This window comes from Algoriphagus resistens (genome assembly GCF_001442615.1).
GTDB lineage: Bacteria > Bacteroidota > Bacteroidia > Cytophagales > Cyclobacteriaceae > Algoriphagus > Algoriphagus resistens.
Genome location: NZ_LMXN01000003.1, coordinates 230,428 through 251,046, shown reverse-complemented (window position 1 = coordinate 251,046; position 20,619 = coordinate 230,428). Strand labels below are relative to the sequence as shown.

General features: G+C 42.3%; 18 protein-coding genes. 12 read left to right on the top strand and 6 right to left on the bottom strand.

The genetic code is table 11. The features are described 5' to 3' along the window. The first annotated feature begins 118 nt into the window (after window positions 1–118). Together AS141_RS07350 and AS141_RS07345 are read left to right on the top strand one after the other, a co-directional pair. Window positions 119–1,108, top strand: coding sequence for a dipeptidase (locus AS141_RS07350; RefSeq protein ID WP_057936998.1), 990 nt, complete (start codon window positions 119–121; stop codon window positions 1,106–1,108). Next, window positions 1,108–1,719: a hypothetical protein gene (locus AS141_RS07345; RefSeq protein ID WP_057936997.1), complete on the top strand. Its 612-nt coding sequence runs from the start codon at window positions 1,108–1,110 to the stop codon at window positions 1,717–1,719. Before AS141_RS07350 ends, AS141_RS07345 begins: the two co-directional genes overlap by 1 nt. Here the strand turns inward: AS141_RS07345 and prmC are convergent. Further along, window positions 1,712–2,551, bottom strand: a complete 840-nt coding sequence (gene prmC / locus AS141_RS07340) for a peptide chain release factor N(5)-glutamine methyltransferase (RefSeq protein ID WP_057936996.1) — start codon at window positions 2,549–2,551, stop codon at window positions 1,712–1,714. The two genes, AS141_RS07345 and prmC, sit on opposite strands and share 8 nt — an antisense overlap. Window positions 2,552–2,701: 150 nt before the next feature. Here prmC and AS141_RS07335 point away from each other — a divergent pair, with 150 nt between their 5' ends. Together AS141_RS07335 and guaB are read left to right on the top strand one after the other, a co-directional pair. Further along, complete coding sequence (locus AS141_RS07335; protein ID WP_057936995.1) at window positions 2,702–3,889, top strand: RsmB/NOP family class I SAM-dependent RNA methyltransferase; 1,188 nt, start codon at window positions 2,702–2,704, stop codon at window positions 3,887–3,889. A 219-nt stretch (window positions 3,890–4,108) separates the two neighbouring features. Continuing rightward, a complete protein-coding gene (guaB, locus tag AS141_RS07330; RefSeq protein ID WP_057936994.1) occupies window positions 4,109–5,587 on the top strand; it encodes an IMP dehydrogenase in 1,479 nt (492 codons plus the stop codon). A gap of 267 nt (window positions 5,588–5,854) precedes the next feature. Here the strand turns inward: guaB and AS141_RS07325 are convergent, their stop codons facing one another. Next, window positions 5,855–6,331 carry a GNAT family N-acetyltransferase gene (locus AS141_RS07325; RefSeq protein ID WP_057936993.1) on the bottom strand — a complete coding sequence of 159 codons (477 nt, stop codon included), beginning with the start codon at window positions 6,329–6,331 and terminating at the stop codon, window positions 5,855–5,857. 62 nt (window positions 6,332–6,393) lie between these two features. Here AS141_RS07325 and AS141_RS07320 point away from each other — a divergent pair, with 62 nt between their 5' ends. Continuing rightward, the gene (locus tag AS141_RS07320; protein ID WP_057936992.1) at window positions 6,394–7,164 is read left to right on the top strand and encodes a type III pantothenate kinase; all 771 of its coding nucleotides are present in this window, start codon (window positions 6,394–6,396) and stop codon (window positions 7,162–7,164) included. Here the strand turns inward: AS141_RS07320 and AS141_RS07315 are convergent. After that, complete coding sequence (locus tag AS141_RS07315; RefSeq protein WP_082632215.1) at window positions 7,161–7,829, bottom strand: peptidoglycan DD-metalloendopeptidase family protein; 669 nt, start codon at window positions 7,827–7,829, stop codon at window positions 7,161–7,163. The two genes, AS141_RS07320 and AS141_RS07315, sit on opposite strands and share 4 nt — an antisense overlap. A gap of 69 nt (window positions 7,830–7,898) precedes the next feature. On the opposite strand from AS141_RS07315, the gene AS141_RS07310 reads away from it, so the two are divergent. Further along, the gene (locus tag AS141_RS07310; RefSeq protein ID WP_057936991.1) at window positions 7,899–8,849 is read left to right on the top strand and encodes a pyridoxal-phosphate dependent enzyme; all 951 of its coding nucleotides are present in this window, start codon (window positions 7,899–7,901) and stop codon (window positions 8,847–8,849) included. A 6-nt stretch (window positions 8,850–8,855) separates the two neighbouring features. On the opposite strand, the gene AS141_RS07305 is transcribed toward AS141_RS07310, so the two are convergent. After that, window positions 8,856–11,816, bottom strand: coding sequence for a glycoside hydrolase family 3 N-terminal domain-containing protein (locus AS141_RS07305; RefSeq protein ID WP_057936990.1), 2,961 nt, complete (start codon window positions 11,814–11,816; stop codon window positions 8,856–8,858). A 428-nt stretch (window positions 11,817–12,244) separates the two neighbouring features. On the opposite strand from AS141_RS07305, the gene AS141_RS07300 reads away from it, so the two are divergent. From AS141_RS07300 to AS141_RS07285, 4 genes are read left to right on the top strand one after another with little or no spacing between them, the layout of a single operon-like run. Next, window positions 12,245–12,658 carry a hypothetical protein gene (locus AS141_RS07300; protein WP_057936989.1) on the top strand — a complete coding sequence of 138 codons (414 nt, stop codon included), beginning with the start codon at window positions 12,245–12,247 and terminating at the stop codon, window positions 12,656–12,658. Next, a complete protein-coding gene (gene mutL, locus AS141_RS07295; RefSeq protein ID WP_057936988.1) occupies window positions 12,651–14,498 on the top strand; it encodes a DNA mismatch repair endonuclease MutL in 1,848 nt (615 codons plus the stop codon). The genes AS141_RS07300 and mutL overlap by 8 nt, the downstream gene beginning before the upstream one ends. 1 nt (window position 14,499) lies before the next feature. Then, on the top strand, window positions 14,500–15,291 hold the full coding sequence (locus AS141_RS07290) for a rhomboid family intramembrane serine protease (protein WP_057936987.1): 792 nt from the start codon (window positions 14,500–14,502) through the stop codon (window positions 15,289–15,291). Window positions 15,292–15,293: 2 nt separating this feature from the next. Next, window positions 15,294–16,232, top strand: coding sequence for a rhomboid family protein (locus AS141_RS07285; protein WP_057936986.1), 939 nt, complete (start codon window positions 15,294–15,296; stop codon window positions 16,230–16,232). Window positions 16,233–16,273: 41 nt separating this feature from the next. Here AS141_RS07285 and AS141_RS07280 read toward each other — a convergent pair whose 3' ends face one another. Further along, window positions 16,274–17,287 carry a dipeptide epimerase gene (locus tag AS141_RS07280; RefSeq protein WP_057936985.1) on the bottom strand — a complete coding sequence of 338 codons (1,014 nt, stop codon included), beginning with the start codon at window positions 17,285–17,287 and terminating at the stop codon, window positions 16,274–16,276. A 93-nt stretch (window positions 17,288–17,380) separates the two neighbouring features. Between AS141_RS07280 and AS141_RS07275 the strand changes: the two genes are divergently transcribed. Further along, entirely contained in the window at window positions 17,381–18,859 is a 1,479-nt protein-coding gene (locus AS141_RS07275; RefSeq protein ID WP_057937233.1) for a M14 family zinc carboxypeptidase, read from the top strand. A gap of 220 nt (window positions 18,860–19,079) precedes the next feature. After that, window positions 19,080–20,030 (top strand): 23S rRNA (adenine(1618)-N(6))-methyltransferase RlmF, encoded by a 951-nt coding sequence (gene rlmF, locus AS141_RS07270; RefSeq protein ID WP_057936984.1) that lies wholly within the window; start codon window positions 19,080–19,082, stop codon window positions 20,028–20,030. Window positions 20,031–20,187: 157 nt separating this feature from the next. Here the strand turns inward: rlmF and AS141_RS07265 are convergent, their stop codons facing one another. Then, a complete protein-coding gene (locus AS141_RS07265; protein WP_057936983.1) occupies window positions 20,188–20,601 on the bottom strand; it encodes an OsmC family protein in 414 nt (137 codons plus the stop codon). Window positions 20,602–20,619: the final 18 nt, after the last annotated feature.

The window sequence follows — 20,619 nt, the reverse complement described above, 5'->3', positions numbered from 1 at the left end:
ATACTCTGAAATCGAGCATGACTCAGGAGTCACACGATGGGATGATTATAATGCATGCGAGATTCTCCCAAATTAAGTTCGGGATAGGCTATCTGACAATGAAAAACAATTATAATATATGAAATTCCCAATAAGCGATATGCACTGTGATTTGCTTTCCTATTTGGCAAGAATCCCAGGGGCAAACCCCTATGCAAAAGATGATATCGCCTGTGCGGTTCCGTGGCTGCATGCAGGTGGAGTACGCATGCAGATTTTGGCAATTTACACGGATGTAAAATCTGAAAGCATGGATTTAGCCGCTAGGCAGGCAGTGATCTTTGATGAACTATGTCAAAAACATAAAGATGATTTTACATTAATTGATACAGATTTTTTACAAAATTGGGAAAAGCAAAATTGTATAGGCATAAAAGCTTCTGTGGAAAATGCTGCAGGTTTTGGCAATGAATCTGCGAATTGGGATGATATTTATAACCAGTTTGATTTTATTCTTGGAAAAGTAAAGTCCCTCGCTTACATCAGCCTCACTCATCATACCGAAAATCGTTTTGGGGGAGGAAATTATACAAAGGGGATTGGACTAAAGGAGGATGGGAAAAAGCTTTTGGATTATATGGCTGGAAAGCAAATTCCAGTTGATTTATCCCATTCTTCAGATTTGCTCGCGGAAGGGATTCTAAACCATATTGATAGTAATAAACTTGATATTGCGGTGATTGCAAGTCATTCTAACTTCAGGACAATCTGGAATCATCCTCGAAATCTTACCGATGAGTTTGCCAAGGAAATTATACACCGTGGAGGGATTATCGGGGTGAATTTTCTTAGAGCTTTTCTAGACCCGGAAGTGCCTGAGCGTTTATTTGATCATATTTTCCATGGTTTTCAGATCGGAGGGGAAAAGTCCATCTGTTTTGGGGCAGATTATTTCTATACCAAGGATTTCGAAGATTCATCACGTCATCCTTTTTATTTTCCATTGGTAGAGAATGCCGGAAAATATCCTTCATTGATTGAAAGCCTGAAAGATAAATTGACAGGTGAAGATCTGGAGAACCTAGCTTATAGAAATGCATTGACGTTTTTCCGTAAAATACAGTCTTAATGTCCTCACATCATTTTGTAAAAGACCAACAGGAACCCGCGGTGCTAATTTTAGGAACTTCCGGAATTCGATTTGATCAGGTTTCGCCGCTTCTGGAATGGGTTCCTACTGTGCTTGTCAGTGAAGGGGCAGTTGATCAACTATTGAGTTGGGGGATTAAAATTGATGTTATCCTTGCATCTGATGTTTTTCAGGAAGGAAACCAGCAATTGCTGGAAGAGCAATATCCGCTGAAATTCATCACTTCGGTACATGAAAACTATCTGCAAACTGGGTTGGATTATCTAGTGTCTTCAGCGCACAAAGCAGTGCATCTGATAGGGATCTCACATCTGGATGCACTTGATATTCAGGATAAACATGAGGGATTGAATCTAACAATCATGGATGACGACTGGAAGTATTATCCTGTTAAATCAGGGGAATTCAAAAAATGGTTTGCTGAAAGCACTATACATATTCATGGCAAAGAAGGTATGCCGGTGCAGATTCAAAATGAAAACGGAGAATTAATTTTGCCTATTGCTTACGCGACCATGCTGGAAGTACCAGAAGGATTTACTACTATTAAAGCGCCGGGAACTTTTTGGATTGGTGAACAAATCAGCTAGTTGTAGTAGCTTTCGCTATTCTATCCTTCCCATTCAAATCCTTCAGTACTTTTACTTCTAAATAGCCAAGCTCCTGTAGCAAATCAGCAACCTCTTTTCCGTATTTTTCATTGATTTCAAAATAAAGTTTCCCGCCAGGCTTCAGCAGTTGTTTTCCCTTTTCTGCTATAGTCCTGTAAAAAATCAAAGGATTCTCATCACTTACGAAAAGAGCTAACTCAGGCTCAAAATCCAACACATTTTTCTGCATTTGATTTTTCTGCTGAACAGGAATATACGGAGGATTGCTTACCAAAATGTCCAAGTTACTTACTTCTGGCACTTGGGTAAGAATATCACACGTGGAAAAAATCACATTTGCACCTAGCAAATCTGAGTTTTGTCTGGCGATCTCTAATGCTTCTTCAGAAATATCTACTGCAAAGACTTCAGAGTTAGCCATTTCCAAAGCCAGGGTAATCGGAATACAACCTGTGCCCGTGCCTACGTCCAGAATTTTTAATCCAGCCACACGATTTTCTTTGATGATCAAGTGAACCAACTCTTCGGTTTCATTTCTAGGAATTAAGGTAGCTGGAGCTACCAGAAATTCTCTCCCGTAAAATGGGCCTTTCCCAAGAATATACTGAATAGGTTCTCCAGATTTCATTCTCTCAAAATCTTTAAACATTTTCGGAGGAAATGAAGCTGGGTCAGCTTTATTCAAACTATCACTTCTTTTCCATCCCAGATGATGCTCAAATAACCAGCTTACCAGTGATTCGGATTCTTGTTTGTCGTAAATGTCAAGGTTGTCTGCCCAAGAAGACATAAGCTTTTGAAAGGTTGGCATAGCTGAACAGTTAAAACGCAAAGTTATCAAAACCAACATTACGATTTTGAAACTAAGATCGGATTCCTAAGGGAAGGTTTGCACCCCTTTTTAAATCTCACTCTGACAGACTCAGAAAGAAAAACTACCTTTGTGAAGAATTAATCTCCCATGAAGCTACACAATAATACTATCCGTGGAGTGCATACTGCACTTGAAGCCATTTTTGAAGAAGGTCAATATGCCGATAAAGTGATCGAGCGTACCTTAAAGTCAAACCCAAAATGGGGAGCTCGTGATAGATCCTTCATTGCGGAGACTACTTATGAGATGGTTCGTTGGTGGCGCCTGATCAACTATTTGAGCCCTAGCAAAGAGCCTTATGATCTTTTTGGAACGTATTGGTTGATGCAGGGGCATAGCCTCCCGCCTTGGGAAGAATTCGCCAAAATCAATCCTGGCAAACTCAAGGAGAAGTATGAGAAATTGGATGATCCGGCTAAGTTGGAATCTGTGCCAGATTGGCTTTTTGATCTTGGGAAAAAGGAATTGGGTGAAAAGTGGGAAGCTGAAATCCACAGTTTGAATCAGGAAGCGCAAGTGGTCTTGCGTGTAAATACGCTGAAAACTACCCGTGAGCGTCTGAAAAACAGACTGGCCGAAGACAATATTCATACACATATCATTAAAGGCTATCCGGATGCCTTGATTCTAGATGAGCGTACCAATGTATTCCGCCATCCTGCTTTTAAAGAAGGGATGTTTGAAGTACAGGACGCTTCCTCCCAGTTGGTGGCTGCAGCATTGGCCGTGGAGCCTGGGATGAGAGTAATAGATGCCTGCGCCGGTGCTGGGGGAAAATCCCTGCATATCGCCGCTCTAATGCAAAACAAAGGAAAGGTCCTTTCCATGGATGTGGAAGAATGGAAACTTCAACAAACCAAACTTAGAGCTCGACGAGATGGTGTTTCCATCATTGAACGCAAAGTGATTGAAGGATCCAAGACAATCAAAAGAATGAAAGAAACAGCTGACAGATTGCTATTGGATGTTCCTTGTTCCGGACTGGGTGTTCTTCGCAGAAACCCTGACACTAAATGGAAACTAAGTGAAGAATCTATCGAGAAAGTGCGTCAGACGCAACAGGAAATCCTCCAAAGTTATCCATCCATGGTAAAGCCAGGTGGTCAGATGGTTTATGCTACTTGTAGTATTCTGCCATCTGAAAATCAGGATCAAATCGCCAAATTCTTGGCCAGTGAGGCAGGAAAAGACTTTGAATTATTGGAGGATCAGAAAGTTTTGGCTCAGGAAAGCGGCTTTGATGGCTTCTACATCGCTAGACTTCAGAAGAAGTAGAAACAGCAAGTTCTTTATCGTAATCTTGAATTTTGCGAAATAGGTACGTGTAGGGAAATCCACTTTTATTTTATCACATAATTATCCTGCATCCTAAAAGTTGGTTTTAGGAGGAAATAGAGCCTATTCCCAAATTTATTTTGGAGCACATTAGTTTGGCATTGAATTTTGTGTGTAACTTTGACGGGCAAATAGGGTTACCTCACACCAATATTTGCCATGAATAGAAACTCCGATAAGTTCCTCTACGAAGCACTCACCTATGATGACGTGCTTCTTGTCCCAGGTTATTCAGAAGTCCTTCCGCGCGACACGAATACCTCTACCCAACTCACCAAGAAAATCAGGTTAAACATTCCTTTGGTTTCCGCTGCTATGGACACGGTGACTGAGGCGGAATTGGCTATTGCGATTGCTCTTGAAGGTGGACTTGGTTTTATTCATAAAAACATGTCTATTGAGCAACAGGCGGCTCAGGTACGAAAAGTAAAACGCTCGCAAGCAGGTATGATTTTAGACCCGATTACGCTTCACATCGATGCGAAAGTTCGCGATGCTGAGACTATTATGAGGGAATATCATATTGGGGGTATTCCAGTAGTGGATGAAAACAAGGTCCTTAAGGGAATCATCACCAACCGTGACCTTCGTTTTATCAAAGACCAGAATCGCCCTATACGGGAGATCATGACTATAGAAAACCTTATCACCGCCAAATCCGGGATATCTTTGGAGCAGGCCGAGGAAATTCTTCAGGAATATAAAATCGAAAAGCTTCCAATAGTAGATGATGAATATAAGCTTTCCGGGTTGATTACATACAAGGATATTTTGAAGCGTCGTGATAAGCCGAATGCCTGTAAGGATGAATTTGGAAGACTAAGAGTAGGTGCTGCTGTGGGGGTGACTGCTGATATTGTTGACAGGGTCGAGGCATTAAAAAACGCAGGAGTAGATGTGGTTTCCATAGATACAGCGCATGGCCATTCCAAGGGAGTAATCGAAACTTGTAAAAAAATTAAAGATGCTTTCCCTGAATTGGAGGTAATCGTAGGAAATATTGCCACACCAGAGGCAGCAATTGCCTTAGCTGATGCAGGAGCAGATGCCGTCAAAGTAGGGGTTGGGCCAGGATCTATATGTACTACCAGAATCATTGCAGGTGTAGGTGTACCACAATTATCGGCAGTCTTTGAATGCTCAGAAGCGTTAAAAGGACGTGGTGTGCCTGTAATTGCTGATGGAGGGATACGTTATTCAGGAGACTTGGTAAAAGCGATTGCTGCGGGCGGAAGTTCTATTATGATTGGCTCGCTGTTAGCCGGGACAGAAGAAGCCCCGGGAGAAATGATAATTTTTGAAGGAAGAAAATTTAAATCCTATAGAGGAATGGGGTCTCTGGAAGCTATGGAATCCGGATCCAAAGACCGCTACTTCCAGGATGCTGAAGACAATATCAAAAAATTGGTGCCAGAAGGAATTGTTGGTCGGGTTCCCTTCAAAGGATTGGTTTCTGAAGTTCTTTATCAGTTGGTAGGTGGGCTACAGGCAGGTATGGGCTACTGTGGTACGCAGACCATCCAAGATCTTCAGAACAATGGTAAATTTGTAAAAATCACCGCAGCAGGGGTCAAAGAATCACATCCACACGATGTAAGTGTGACCAGAGAAGCTCCTAACTATAGCTTAAAAGGGTAATTCAGAATTAACGTACAGAAGAAGTATTAGAGTAACAAAAGAGACCGGCAATCGCCGGCCTCTTTGCTTTATAGGGATTTTCAGATTTTGTAATCTTCCAATTTTCAATTCTATGAATTCACCTCTAAACGGACCTCCCCAACAGTCTCTTGAAAAAATAATAGGAATCACCGCCTGAGAATGGACTCATCCTCTGCTCCTTCAAATGACATTTTCCAAGCGTGAGTCATAGCTATTTCGTTAATTCATTCTAAGTAACGCTATTTCCTAATCAAGAATTTGCTTGATTTCGTAGTCTTGGAGATGCGCATTCAGCCATCCAGCCTCTAGGGTGGCACCATATTTTCTATAAAAATTGATAGCAGGCTCATTCCAATCCAGTACTTGCCACATCATTCCTGTGCAATTTTCTTCCAGACCTTTTTTCATAATTCGATCAAAAAGCAATTTTCCGGCACCATTACCCCTCTCCGACTGGGTGACCACAAGGTCTTCCAAATAAATTCTCCTTCCTTTCCAGGTACTGTAGCGGTAATAGTAAATAGCGAGGCCAACGATCTGGGATGTCTCATCTTTTACACATAGAAAGGTCCCGAAGACTGGATTTTCGCCAAATCCGTCTTTCTCCATCATTTCAAGTGTATTAGTCACTTGCTCAGGTGCTTTTTCGTAGAGCGCCAATTCATTTATCAATTCCAATATACGAGGCAAATCCTCGATTTTTCCTTCTCTTAGCGTGTACATGTTCAAAGTTTATAAAACCGTTTAATTTTGGGAAAGGCTAATTTAATCAAATCTGAGAAACAATGTTTTTAGCAATCGATGCAGGCAATTCCAATGTGGTTTTTGCACTGAATGATGGAGTGAAGAAAACCTGGAAGAACCACTTTCGGATAGAAACTCATACTTCCAAATTCGCAGCACAACTCCATAAAAAAGTGCCCCTTTATTTTTTGGAGCACGATATCAGCCCGGGTGATATAAAGCAAATTGGTTTTAGCTCAGTAGTTCCTGAGATAAATGAGCAGATTTTTCAATTTTGTGAAAATTACTTTGGAACCCAGCCGTACTTGGTTTCTCCGGCAAGTTTTAAAAAACTTCCGATCAGAAGTCTTCGACCAAATGAAATAGGAACAGATCTGATGTGTAATGTCATGGCTGGCTTCTCAAAATACAGAACCCCGTTAATGGTGGTGGATTTTGGAACAGCCCTCACCTTCACCGCGGTAGATCATACAGGCGAAATACTAGGTGTAAATATTGTCCCAGGACTTAAAACTGCGATAAAATCACTTTTCACAAACACTTCAAAACTCCCTGATGTGCCCCTAAAGCTTCCAAAATCTGCACTTGGCAAAAATACAATTCATGCGATTCAAGCAGGAGTGCTTTATGGTTATACGAGTTTGGTAAAAGGAATGATTGAGACCATTAAAAAAGAAACCAAACTTGAATTTACGGTAATTGCCACAGGAGGATTAGCCGAAATACTTACGCCTCTGGAGGCCGTATTTGACGAAACGGATCGAAACCTTACGCTGGAAGGATTGCGATTAATCACACTAGCCAACACTTAAATGACCTCGCTTCTCAAAATCAAATTGGGATCCGGGCAGTTAGCCACATAGTTACCAATTTCCCGCGTAGAACATACGCCGGGAAAGTCACCAACATTCCCCATTAAATCCCACATCAGCTGAAAATGTAAGTGTGGAGGCCAATCTCCGTTTTCAGGAAAGGGTCCTATATGAGCAAGCAAGTCTCCCGGTTTCACTACTTGACCCAGTTTGAGATTAGTGAGGTCTGACAAAAAGAGATGGCCGTACAGCGAATATAACTTCCTTGAAAAGAGTTCATGTTCAAGGATAATAGTGGCTCCATAGTTTCCAAAACCTGCATTGTCCCGAAAACTATGGATAATTCCATCGAAATGGCAGTAAAGAGGTGCCCCCGCTTCTGTCCAAATATCAATACCGAGATGAATATTCCTGAAATCCGCCTCTTCTATCCCAAAAACAGGGCTTCGGCGATAAATAGCTCTATGCTCAAGGTAGCCACCTATCCCATATTTAAGCCCTGATTTTTTTATTTGCTGAGCCACATATTCATCAAATACTGTGGTACTCGACAAATCCAAGTTCATCAAATCAGGGTTGTTGGGGCTAAAATCCAACGCAATAGTGTTCTGATGATTCAACTTCTCTCCCATGACTGGGAAAAATTCAATTTCATTCCAATTCATGACTGGAAGGTAGAAATATCATATGGTAAATCTAGCCTACTCAATCTCATTTTATGCTAATTTCAAGCCATGAAAACTACCTTCCCCTCTCTTGCAGCTATTGAAGCTGCGCATAAGCGCATCCAGCCATTTATACACCGTACGCCAATTATGACTTCGTCGGCCATAAATGAGATTGCGGGTTGTGAGGTGGTTTTTAAGTGTGAAAATTTCCAAAAAGTTGGGGCTTTCAAAGCCAGGGGAGCTGCAAATGCAGTTATGAAACTCAAAGAAGCTCAGAAGTCAAAAGGAGTAGCGACGCACAGCAGCGGAAATCATGCTGCGGCGTTGGCAAGGGCCGCCACTGTGGCAGGAATCCCTTCCTACATCGTCATGCCTTCCAATGCTCCAGAAATTAAAAAGAAGGCCGTGAAAGGTTATGGTGGAATTATTATAGAATGTGAACCAACCCTCAAAGCCCGGGAAACAGCTCTGGAAGAAACTGTTAAAAAGACAGGGGCAACTTTTATCCCTCCTTACGACAATATGGATGTAATAGAAGGTCAAGCGACATGTGCATTGGAGCTGATCGAGGATCAAGAAGATTTAGATGTCATTCTGGCTCCTGTTGGCGGGGGCGGCTTACTTGGAGGTACTTCTTTAGCAGCACAATACCTAAGTCCGGGAATTGAGATAATCGGTACAGAACCACAAGGTGCTGACGATGCTTTTCAATCTTTCTATGCAAACAAATTGATCCCTCAAACTTCTCCAAATACCATCGCCGATGGATTACGTACTTCACTGGGCGCATGGAATTTTAAATTAATTCAAACCTACGTTTCTGACATACTGTTAGTCTCGGATTCACAGATAATAGATGCAATGCGACTGATCTATGAGCGAATGAAGATCGTTGTAGAACCGTCATGCGCTGTTCCCTTAGCCGCTTTATTGGCAAATCAAGATCGATTCAGGGGCAAAAAAGTCGGAATCATTCTTTCCGGAGGTAATGTAGATTTGGAAAGGCTTCCTTTCTGATCAATTCTATTTTTTCCCCATCGCCTCGTAGATTATATCATGAATCTCTGTTCTGATATTTTCTTTGTAAAGTTTGGTATTCGTCGCATCTGGATAGATACGATTGGAAAGGAATACATAGATCAAATCATTGTCAGGATCCGCCCAGACACAGGTGCCTGTGAATCCGGTATGGCCAAAAGTGGATTTAGGAGCCAGATCACCCGTAGAGCCCCCATTTCCCGCTTCCACGTTTGGCTTGTCCCATCCCCATCCTCGGCGGCTTTGACGGGACTGGTTTTTGGTGAATTGCTTCACTGTCTCTGGACGTATAAGATTTACATTGCCATAGCTTCCACCGTTTAGCATCATTTGCATCATTACAGCCAGATCATTCGCCCTGCCAAATAGCCCGGCATGACCTGCAACCCCTCCAAACATGGCCGCCCCTTGGTCATGAACATATCCATGGACTTGTCTTTTTCTCCAAGTGATGTCATTTTCGGTAGGTGCGATATTATCGATTGGCATTTTAAATGCCGGATTAAAAGTCAAGGTGGTAAGTCCCAGGGGAGCATAGAAGTTCTGATCCAGGAAAGCCTCCATTGGTTGATTCACTACACGTTCCACCACCGCTTGCATCAGGTACATGGTAAGATCAGAATACACGTATTTATGCTTGCTGGCTCCTCTGGGTATCGGGGTGATTTTCGAATCCACCGTCCAATGCCAGATGCTGTCACGAAGCGCATCCATCCCAAACATGTTATTGGAAACCGGTCTGGTAAAACCGGGAGCAGCCATTGGCTTATAATAATCACCTCGCCATTGGCCGGATTCTACTGTCCGCGCATAATAAGGAATAAAAGGCACCAAGCCTGCCTCGTGTGCCATCACATCACTGAGAACCATCTTTCCTTTGTTTGTGCCTTTGAGTTCCGGCAAATAATCCTGCAATGAATTCCCCATATCCAACTCCCCCCTGCTTTCTAGAAACATCACAGCCTGCGTCGTAGCCAACACTTTAGTGATTGATGCCAAATCAAACACTGTTTCAGAATTCATGGCAGGACTAGGTTTGTACTCTAAGTTTCCATAAGACCGTTCAAAAACTACCTTTCCGTCTTTTGCCACCAATACGTTGGCTCCCGGGGTAGCCTGAATTCTAATTGCTTTTTCGGCTACCGCATCTATTTTATCCAATATCTTTCCATCTAGGCCCACACTTTCAGGAGTGCCATAAGAAAGTCTGTTAGCCGGAGCCAGATAGCCTCCCACCCCATGAGAAAACTCTCCATTCACCGTTACAGGCAAAATGCCTTTTGCAGCTCTGGCTCCAAAAAGTATCTGTGGAGCCAATTCTTGAGTTACAGAATTATTTTCATAGGCGAAAACTACATTTCCGATTCCATCTAATTGCTGCGCAGCATATGCATTTCCAAAAAGAACCGTCACTACTTTTTGACGCTTTGCCAGATCTTTGATCAACTGCACGTCACTTGGAGAAATCCCAAAATTCCTTTTTGGGCTATTTGAAACCCCCATCAGGCCCACCACCACTACATCATAGTCTTCAAGCTGTTTCATGGTATTGAAGTGAGTAGTCTCATTGGCTGCTTTTTCAATACTGAAATGCTCAAACTTTGCGTATTTACTTAGGTATTTCTGAAAATTCTTGCCTTCATCTCCAATGCTCAGGCTTGCGAAACTTGTAAGATCCAAAAATTGAAAGGGAAGTAAATCATCCTTATTTACCGCGACAGTCATCGCATCTGCATACAATTCCTCAATGATAGTTTTAGTCTCGGGAGTGTCCAGTCTCTCCACTAATTTATAGGTGTCAATTGGCTTGTATTCATTCAGTCCCGCCCAATATTTTGCACGCAACACTTTCTTTACTCTTCTATTTATTTCCCTCTCAGTTATCCTTCCGTCCGCAATAGAAGCTTTAATCAGCATTTTTGCTTTTTTTACATCCTGAGAATAAAGCAATACATCATTGCCAGCCAATAATGCTTTCAAATCTACCTCTCCAGGAGCATTTGCTATCGCAACACCTTTCATATTTAGCGCATCAGTGAAGATTAAGCCCTGAAAATTCATTCGGTTTTGAAGTAGGTCGGTTACTACTTTTTTGGAAAGACTCGTTGCCATATTTCCGGTAGCATCTAAGCTGGGCACATTTAAGTGGGCTACCATGACGGACATGAGATTTTCTTTGAAAAGCTCCTGATAGGGATACAAATCCACATCCCATATCCTTTGTTCCGGATTCTTGATTACCGGTAACGAATAATGGCTGTCAGCCTCAGTATCCCCATGGCCTGGAAAATGTTTGGCATTCGCTATCACCCCGTTTTCCTGCAGGCCATTCATGTATGAAATCGCGTGTGTAGTCACCACCTCTCTATCTCCTCCAAAAGCCCTGTAACCGATCACCGGGTTTTCAGGATTTGAATTCACATCCACCACGGGGGCAAAATTGATATGCATGCCAAGCTCCTTAAACTGCCGTGCCATTTCTTTCCCCATGGCATATACCAAATCATTGTTTTGCACCGCTCCCAACGTCATTGCCTTTGGAAAATCAGGTACAGAATCCAATCGCATACTGATCCCCCATTCTGCATCCATAGCTATGAAAAGCGGTGTCTTGGCTTGTGCCTGATAATAATTTGTCAATCTAGCCTGTCTGTCCGGACCGCCCTGGAAAAAAATCAGCCCTCCAAGATTCTCTGTTTTTATAAGGTTACTGATTTCATCTACATGTTTTTGATCCTTGTTGGAATAAGCGGCCACCATAAAAAGCTGTCCTAACCGCTCCTCAAATGTCAGGCTGTTGAAGACAGAATCTACCCAGTTCAGTTGGGCCATTGAGTCGGTGGTGGATAAGGGATCCGCCACCATTAATGATTCATCGAGTTTCCCGGAGGAAAAAGTAAGAGCTATAATACCAACTGCGAAAACTCTCCAAAGCTTACTGCTCATGCCTGAGTAAATTTTTAATCCTTAACTTTCTAAATAAATTTGTATATCGAACCGATTCGATTTCCTTTTGGTTTCTGCAAACCTCTTAGGTCCCGTGGTTACTCCATCTACAGAGTTTGGGACTTATGCAGTTGAAGATACTGAAAGATAAGATAACATTCAGTCCTAAATCAGGTTAAAAAGATCCTAAATTTGATATCTGGTCAATATACAGGAACTTATTCCTCCAATGTGCTTTTACTTAACGTGAATCACACCTTATAAATTATGAGTTCATGAAATCGAGCATGTGGAAACCAACACACCCACAGGGATGATTATCCTACTTGCGAGATTCCATGGCACCATAATAAATCAAATAGAAACACATGAAATCGAGCATGGCGTGCGAGATTCCATATGGCCTTTTAAAGACAAATTATAATCATATGAAATTCCCATCCGTATTTCGTACTGCTACTCCAATGAGATTTGATATCAAACCTAGGTATTATGATCCTGTGAGGGAGGAGATCGAACACAGAACTGCCCAAATCAAAAGAGATCTTGAAGCTCAGGGACTTTTGGATACCGATGAAATGACTTCACGTGATATTGGATCTTATGGCGCTGGAATCCGTGGGTCTTTTGCGCAGCATAAAGGCATTAAAGCGCGTGACGGAGTGACTATGTTCGCTTCTACAGCAATGATCCGAACCTTCATTTTTCTATTGCTATTGGGCTCTATATTCGGTTATGTATATTTAGGGCCTGTGATATTTGAATACATGGGATACGCCGTGGCACTTGGAGCAGCCATCTATTTTTTCTTCAGGCTAAAACCCAAGAAGAAGCATGAGTGATATTATCCAACTCCTTCCCGATGCGATAGCCAATCAAATCGCAGCAGGAGAAGTAGTTCAAAGACCTGCTTCCGCACTCAAAGAACTTCTTGAAAATGCCGTAGATGCAGGTGCAACGCAAGTGCAGGTGGTAGTAAAAGAATCCGGGAAACAGCTAATCCAGGTGATAGACAATGGTAAGGGCATGTCCGCCATTGATGCGCGGATGAGTTTTGAGCGTCATGCGACTTCCAAAATCCGTAGTTCTGCGGATCTTTTTTCAATCCGGACTTTCGGATTTCGAGGGGAGGCTTTGGCCTCTATCGCTGCGGTAGCACAGGTAGAACTTAAGACCCGACAGGCTGAATCTGAGCTTGGTACCTGGATTCAGATCGAGGGGTCTGAAGTAAAAAAACAGGAGCCATTTGCAGGAAATGTAGGGACTTCAGTTTCAATGAAAAACCTGTTTTACAATGTCCCTGCACGTAGGAATTTCTTGAAATCAAATTCCGTGGAAATGCGCCATATCGTGGATGAATTCCAGCGGGTAGCACTTTCGTATTCTGAAATCGGATTTTCTCTATTTCAGCAAGACTTGGAAGTATTCAACCTCATGCCAGGCAAGCTCAGCCAAAGGATTGTAGGTATTTTTGGGAAAAACTATCAAGGGCAACTCGTACCATGCGAGGAACTGACACCGCATGTGAATGTAAAAGGATATATAGGCAAACCTGAAAATGCCAAGAAAACCCGCGGTGAGCAGTTTTTTTTCGTTAATAACCGCTTCATTAAAAGTAGCTACCTGAATCACGCTGTAAGCTCTGCTTTCGAAGGTTTATTGCAACCGGATCAGCATCCTTTTTACGTGCTTTTCCTGGAAATAGATCCTACACATATCGATATCAATGTCCATCCCACCAAAACAGAAATCAAGTTTGATGATGAACGGACTATCTATGCGGTCATTCGATCAGCAGTAAAACAGGCATTGGGAGCGCATCATGTCGTCCCTTCACTCGATTTTAGTCTTGATGTGAATTTTAATGAAAAATGGGACAGCGATCCAGAGAAAAAGGCTCAGGTGGATCGTGAATACAGCTACAAATCATTTAATACCCCGGAATTCAAGCAGGCCAGCACATCCGGCTGGGAAAAATTATTTGAAGGAACCCCGCAGGCAACCAGAAATAGTAGTCGCGCAGTCCAACCTGATGAAACAGAAATTCTGACGTTTGAGAGCAGGGCTAAACCCGATGATGCGAATGAGTTCATTCCTAGGCCAAGTGTGACCGAATCAACCGGAACTACATTCCAGGTTGAGCTAAGCTACGTGGTTGCCCAGATGTCTACAGGATTTCTGATCATTGATCAGCAGACGGCGCATGAGCGGATTCTTTATGAGCGCTATTTGCGTCAGCTGAAACTTGCCCAAGGCACCTCCCAGCAATGCCTTTTCCCTCCAACCATCAATCTCGGCCCCTCCGATTACGCATTGGTGATGGATATCATGCCAGAACTCCACAGTTTGGGCTTTATGGTTTCAGAGTTTGGCAAAGACACCGTACTCATTCAGGGCGTACCCGCAGATATTCACGTCAAAAACGAAAAGGAGCTTTTCGAAGGGCTTCTGGAACAATATAAACATTTCAAAAGTGAGCTTTCTCTTGATACCAGAGAAAATCTGGCGCGTTCTTTGGCGCGAAAATCGTCTTTGAAAAAGGGACAAAAACTAAATTCTCAAGAAATGGAAACCCTAGTGGGACATCTATTTGCCTGCCAAAATCCAAATTATGGATTGGGAGGGAACAAAACGTTCGTGAAATTAGATTTAAGCAGTATTCATTCATTCTTCGGCAAATAGCATGTTTAGAAATATAACCCCGGTAGTTCAAAATCTACTTATTCTCAATATTGGGCTACTGATTGTGTCACAATTTATTTTCCCGCAACTGAATCAGTGGTTTGCGCTTTATTACATTCACAGTCCCTATTTCAAGCCATTTCAGTTTTTGACATACATGTTTATGCATGCGGATTTCTGGCATCTATTCGGTAATATGTTCGGATTGCTGATTTTTGGGCCTTTGCTGGAGCAGTTTTTGGGACCAAAGAAATTACTGATATTATGGATGGTCTGCGGTGTAGGATCAGGAGTTCTTTACTCGGGATATTCTGCATACCGAATGAACAATCTGGAGGAAAAAGTAGCCATGTTCCAAAACAACCCTAATCCAGATGCATTTAATAAATTGGTGCTGGAAAACCGTGGGTTTTTTAAAAGGTCAGTCTTTGATTTCATAGACAGCTATAGCCGGAATCCTGATGATCCAAATATAATCAGTCAGGCAAGTCAAACCTTGGATGCTATACTGGAGGCGCAGGGAAATATCCCGATGGTGGGTGCTTCAGGAGCTCTTTTTGGGGTTTTGATCGCATTTGCAATGCTTTTCCCCAACACACAATTATTTTTACTCTTTCCGCCGATGCCGATCAAAGCAAAATATATGGTGCTTTTCTACAGCCTTTACACGATATATAACGTATTTGTGAATAACCCGCTGGATAACGTAGCACACTTTGCCCACCTGAGTGGACTGCTGATTGGTGGGGTTTTGGTTTACTTCTGGAAAAAAGACAGAAACAGCTTTTATTGATTATGTACGGTAACTTTTGGGACAATCTTCGAAACGCTTTTAAGCATAGCGACAATAGCCTTTACAAGCTGATTGCCATCAATATTCTGGTGTTCTTCGTAGTGCTTGTATTTAGGGTATTTATGACTATAGGTGGATTGGGAAATGTATATTCCACCGTTCTTTCCTATCTGATGATGCCGGCTTCTTTGCCAAGGTTGGCTACTCAGCCGTGGAGTATTTTCACCTACATGTTTTTACATGAGGGCATATTCCACATTCTTTTCAACATGCTTTTTCTCTTCTGGTTTGGACAGTTGATCCATCAGTTTTTGGGAAGCCGTAAATTGGCCAATCTTTACATTCTTGGTGGGTTGGCGGGAGCCGTGTTTTATGTATTGATTTATAATTTAGCGCCCTATTTCAGTCAATCGGTGGGAAGTTCTCTGATGCTGGGCGCGAGTGCAGGAGTCTTTGCAATTGTAGTCGGTGCAGCCACACTCAGTCCCAATACTACGTTCTTCCTATTATTGTTAGGTCCTGTAAAAATCAAATATATAGCGATTTTCTATGTTATTATTTCTTTTGCCAATTCTGCAGGCGCAAATGCAGGCGGAGAATTGGCTCACTTGGGAGGCGCATTACTTGGCTACTTATATATTGTGCAGCTACGCAGAGGAAATGACTGGGGACTGCCTGTTCAGAAAGTCGGGATTTTCTTTGAGGATCTTTTCTCACGGAGAAAAAGTAATGTAAAAGTATCCTACCGTAAAGCAAAAACCACTAGCGGGGGAGGATTCTCTTCTTTCAAAAAATCCTCAAAATCTACCCCTTCTCCCGCCAATTCCGGAGAGGCAACCCAAGAGGAAATCGACAAGATATTGGATAAAATAGCTGATCGTGGCTACGAAGCGTTAAATAAAGAGGAGAAACGGAAGTTATTTGAATTTTCTAAAAAATAAAGAAAGGAGAAGAAAGGGAGGTTGAGCCTCAAACTTGTTGCTCAAACAACCAATTCCGCGCCAATTCCATTTCCCTCTGGGAATGTTACTTTTGCAGGAGTAATATTAACGCCCCGGGCCGGATCCTTTGATAAGAGCATTGCACCATCCATATCCACATAGTCCAAAAGCGGAGCAATGTGTGCAATTGCCGTAATCCCGATAGAAGATTCTGTCATGCATCCCACCATTGTTTTCATTCCAAGTTTCTTTGCTTCGTGAATCATCCTCAGTCCGGGGGTGATACCTCCTGCTTTAACCAGCTTCACATTGATTCCATGAAATAGGCCATGGCATTTTTTCACATCTGACTCTACAATGCAGCTTTCGTCTGCGATCACCGGTAGTTTGCTGTGCTCAAACACCTCCTTCATCCCCTCCAAATCATCTTTTCCCAGTGGCTGCTCCATAAATTCAACACCTAGCTTGGCAAGCTCCCCAGAATATGCTATCGCTTGCTCCGCCGACCAGGCACAGTTTGCATCGATTCTAAACACAGCATCTGTATGTTTTCTGAGCTCACGGATGACGGCAAGATCATCAGCTGTCCCTAATTTTATTTTGTATATTGGCCAGTGAACTTCCTTCATTTTTGCCACCATTTTTTCAATGGTGTCGATACCAATTGTAAAGTTGGTCACTGGTATATTGGAAGTATTCAGCCCAAGCAGTTCGTATAGTTTTTTTCCCTGTTTTTTTGAATAAATATCCCAAGCAGCCATATCCAGTGCACACTGCGCAAACGGATTCTCTTTGAATACCTCCCTGCCCAAGTCCCATAGTTCCCCCGGAGTTTTCCATTCCCCTTTTTCTACTATAGTCCTGAAATTCTCCAAACATTCTGACATGTTCGTAATAGTCATGCCGTAAAATGGATTTGTAGTGGACTCTCCCAAACCAAAAAATGCGCCATCTTGCAGTTTTACTATTAGAGTATCTTGCACATCCCGGCTTTGGTGGGCAATGGTAAATGTATGTTTCAGCGGAAGATCTTCGACTAGATAGGATAAATTCATTAGGGCAAATATTCAATTTCAAGCAAAATTAACCAGTTTTTTGCTTATACGATGCTTAGCATTATATTTAATTATATGAATATAGGAATAACCATGAAAGATCAAGTCACCCGTTCGATAAGCCTGTTTTTGCTGTTTTTGACAGTTTTCAGTTGTAAAACTGCACAAGTGCCGATCCATGAAACCACAGCGGCATCCGTGTTGGAATCCGCGTATTTGAAGTATAAAGAGCCTGCAATCACTCATCGCCGATTTAAGCATGCGGATATACAGCCACTGATTCAGAAGCATTCCGATGCATTTCAGATCACCAAGCTTGGAGAGTCCATAGAAGGCAGAAGTATTTCTAGCCTGGATTGGGGAGACGGAAAAATAAAAGTGATGCTTTGGTCGCAAATGCATGGCAACGAAAGTACGGCTACCATGGCGCTATTTGATTTGTTCAATTTCCTGGAAGCTAGTGGCGATGAATATCAGGGCTTGAGATCCCTTTTGAAAAGCTCCCTTGATCTGAAATTTATTCCGATGATCAACCCGGATGGAGCAGAGGCTTTCAAACGGAGAAATGCCATAGACATAGACCTGAACAGGGATGCGATTTCGCAGATTTCCCCTGAGGCTATTATTCTGAAAGGTGCCAGAGATGATTTCGAGCCTGAATTCGGCTTTAATCTTCACGACCAGCAAACTTATTATAATGCTACCGGTACGCCTAAGCAGGCCACGATCTCTGTTTTGGCTCCCGCATATAACTACGCTACCGACGTAAATGAGGTACGTATCAGAGCCATGCAGACAATCGTGGGAATGAATAAAATCCTTCAGGAAGTAGTCCCTGGTCATGTGGGAAAATATGATGACGCATTTGAGCCCAGGGCTTTTGGGGATAACATTACAAAATGGGGAACGAGTACCATTTTGATCGAGTCTGGCGGATATCCAAATGATCCGGACAAACAATACATCCGTCAGCTGAATTTTATGATAATCCTCAATGCGTTGGAGCAAATCGCCAAAAGAAGCTATGAGCAATATACTACTGCGGAGTATTTCGCCATTCCTGATAATGACATGCAGCTAGTCGATCTTCTGATCAATGAGCTGCAGGTGCCAGTGGAGGGGAAATATTATCCTGTGGATCTGGGAATCAGAAGAAGAGACATTACAGCTGGAGATTCCTACTACATGTCCGCATCGGTGGATGATTTGGGAGATATGCAGGTATATTATGGTTTGGAGGAACTTGATGCCAGTGGACTGAAATATGCAGAAGGTAAAGTTTATGTAACAGCTTTTGATTCTGTAGAAGCCATAGATGAGACAAAAGCTATGGAGTTGCTCAAAGAAGGTTATCTGGCTGTGAAAGTAAGGAATGGAGCAAAAGGTGATCTGCATCAACTGCCTATTTTGGTTTTGAAGAGTACAGATGTGTTCTCTTCGGGTTGGAAAACCGGCACGGACACGAATTTCTTTTTGGAAAAAGAAGGAGTTCGGAAATATGCAGTAGTCAACGGCTACTTAATTGATTTGGAAAATCCAAAAAATCAGGAGTTTAAGCAGCGGATATATTGATGCTTTCCCTTCCAAAGGGTAGCTAACTGTTTACCTTTTGGAGTCAATATTTAGTATGTATGTTATAGTAAGCGTTCCGAACTGCTGAGGTTACCAAATATGGGAGGTTTGCAGTTTTCATTACATCTTAAAATGAAATATACGTGCAATTAAGGGGACACCCCTTTTATCCTTTTAGCAGGTACGTTCATTTACGTTCTGATTTCACTAAATTTGAACAATGAGCGAAAAGGCGGCAAAAAGTGAACTCCATCCCAAAAACCTCCATCGTGAGCGGTACGATTTTCCCAATTTAATTACTTCTCATCCAGAACTTGAGAAACACGTTTCAGCCAATAAATACGGTGATCTAAGCATTGATTTCGCAGATCCTAAGGCTGTAAAAGAACTTAATAGGGCATTGCTAAAGCATTTTTATCAGATTGCTGAGTGGGATATTCCTTCTGGTTACCTATGTCCGCCGATTCCCGGAAGAGCAGATTACCTCCATCATTTGGCAGAATTACTCTCTGAGTCCAATTCCGGCAAACTTGCTGCCGGAGAAAAAATAAATGTCTTGGACATCGGAACGGGCGCGAACTGCATTTATCCGCTGCTTGGAAATTCGATTTATAACTGGAAATTCATTGGATCAGAGATTGACCCAAAGGCGCTTGATGCTGCCCAGGATAATCTGTATGCAAATCCTCAGTTCCGGGGAAAAGTAACGCTGCGACTTCAGCAAAACCCTAAAGAAACCCTTACCGGAATCATTAAGCCGGACGATGTTTTTGATCTTGTGATTTGCAATCCGCCATTTCACGAATCTCAGGAAGCAGCACTCGCTGGGAGCACCAGAAAAGTGAAAAATCTAAAAGGAAAAGGTGGTAAGAACGTTACGTTGAATTTTGGAGGACAAAGCAACGAACTTTGGTGTGAAGGTGGGGAGCTCGCTTTTATCCAAAAGATGATCCAAGAAAGCAAAACTTTCAAGTTCAATTGTTTTTGGTTTACCTCACTTGTTTCAAAAGAAGAACACCTCAGAGACCTTGTTTTGGCTTTGAAAAAAGCGCGTGTTGCTGATCGAAAAATCATCCAAATGATTCACGGGAATAAGAAAACCCGATTTATAGCCTGGACTTTTCTCAATCCGGAACAGCAGGAAAATTGGAGAAAGAGGCGTTGGTATTAATACATTGCCTGTTCCAGGCGTTATTAAAAATTTGAAATTCTTATCCATCATGATGCAAAAAAGGCGGTTTGAAATTATTCAAACCGCCTTTTAGTACTATTCCTAAATTTTGGACTTCCCGATCTAGACCCCAAACTTTAGGTTTTTGACTTTGATATCAAGCATTCAAGGTACTTTCCACGCTGATTGCCAGATCCAAAACTCTGGAGATTGGACAGTTTTCCTCCGCATCTTTTACCAGCTCATTAAACTTCTCCTGGGAAATCCCATCTACTTTTGCCTTAAGTACCAAATGGGATTTTTTCAATGTTCCTTCCTCAAAAGTGATATTTGCAGTCACATCCAGTTCATCGGCGGTGTAGCCAGCCTCCTGAAGATTAAAGCTCAGTTTCATCGCAAAGCATCCTGAATGCGCTGCTGCGATCAATTCTTCGGGATTGGTCCCCACACCGCTTTCAAACCTGGAGCCAAAAGAATATTGTGTTTTGTCCAAAACGGTACTTGGGGTGCTCAAATGTCCTTTACCGTCTTTGCCTGTTCCTTGCCATACGGCAGTTGCTTTTCTGATCATGGTTAAACTATTTTAAGG

Bases quoted from the DNA above. Each gene is read 5' to 3' on its own strand.
- AS141_RS07300 (WP_057936989.1), top strand. From the start codon at position 12,245: ATGAAATTCCCATCCGTATTTCGTACTGCTACTCCAATGAGATTTGAT.
- rlmF (WP_057936984.1), top strand. From the start codon at position 19,080: ATGAGCGAAAAGGCGGCAAAAAGTGAACTCCATCCCAAAAACCTCCAT.
- AS141_RS07315 (WP_082632215.1), bottom strand. From the start codon at position 7,829: ATGAATTGGAATGAAATTGAATTTTTCCCAGTCATGGGAGAGAAGTTG.
- guaB (WP_057936994.1), top strand. From the start codon at position 4,109: ATGAATAGAAACTCCGATAAGTTCCTCTACGAAGCACTCACCTATGAT.
- AS141_RS07275 (WP_057937233.1), top strand. From the start codon at position 17,381: ATGAAAGATCAAGTCACCCGTTCGATAAGCCTGTTTTTGCTGTTTTTG.
- AS141_RS07320 (WP_057936992.1), top strand. From the start codon at position 6,394: ATGTTTTTAGCAATCGATGCAGGCAATTCCAATGTGGTTTTTGCACTG.
- AS141_RS07285 (WP_057936986.1), top strand. From the start codon at position 15,294: ATGTACGGTAACTTTTGGGACAATCTTCGAAACGCTTTTAAGCATAGC.
- AS141_RS07265 (WP_057936983.1), bottom strand. From the start codon at position 20,601: ATGATCAGAAAAGCAACTGCCGTATGGCAAGGAACAGGCAAAGACGGT.
- mutL (WP_057936988.1), top strand. From the start codon at position 12,651: ATGAGTGATATTATCCAACTCCTTCCCGATGCGATAGCCAATCAAATC.
- AS141_RS07310 (WP_057936991.1), top strand. From the start codon at position 7,899: ATGAAAACTACCTTCCCCTCTCTTGCAGCTATTGAAGCTGCGCATAAG.
- prmC (WP_057936996.1), bottom strand. From the start codon at position 2,551: ATGCCAACCTTTCAAAAGCTTATGTCTTCTTGGGCAGACAACCTTGAC.
- AS141_RS07280 (WP_057936985.1), bottom strand. From the start codon at position 17,287: ATGAATTTATCCTATCTAGTCGAAGATCTTCCGCTGAAACATACATTT.
- AS141_RS07325 (WP_057936993.1), bottom strand. From the start codon at position 6,331: ATGTACACGCTAAGAGAAGGAAAAATCGAGGATTTGCCTCGTATATTG.
- AS141_RS07335 (WP_057936995.1), top strand. From the start codon at position 2,702: ATGAAGCTACACAATAATACTATCCGTGGAGTGCATACTGCACTTGAA.
- AS141_RS07345 (WP_057936997.1), top strand. From the start codon at position 1,108: ATGTCCTCACATCATTTTGTAAAAGACCAACAGGAACCCGCGGTGCTA.
- AS141_RS07350 (WP_057936998.1), top strand. From the start codon at position 119: ATGAAATTCCCAATAAGCGATATGCACTGTGATTTGCTTTCCTATTTG.
- AS141_RS07290 (WP_057936987.1), top strand. From the start codon at position 14,500: ATGTTTAGAAATATAACCCCGGTAGTTCAAAATCTACTTATTCTCAAT.
- AS141_RS07305 (WP_057936990.1), bottom strand. From the start codon at position 11,816: ATGAGCAGTAAGCTTTGGAGAGTTTTCGCAGTTGGTATTATAGCTCTT.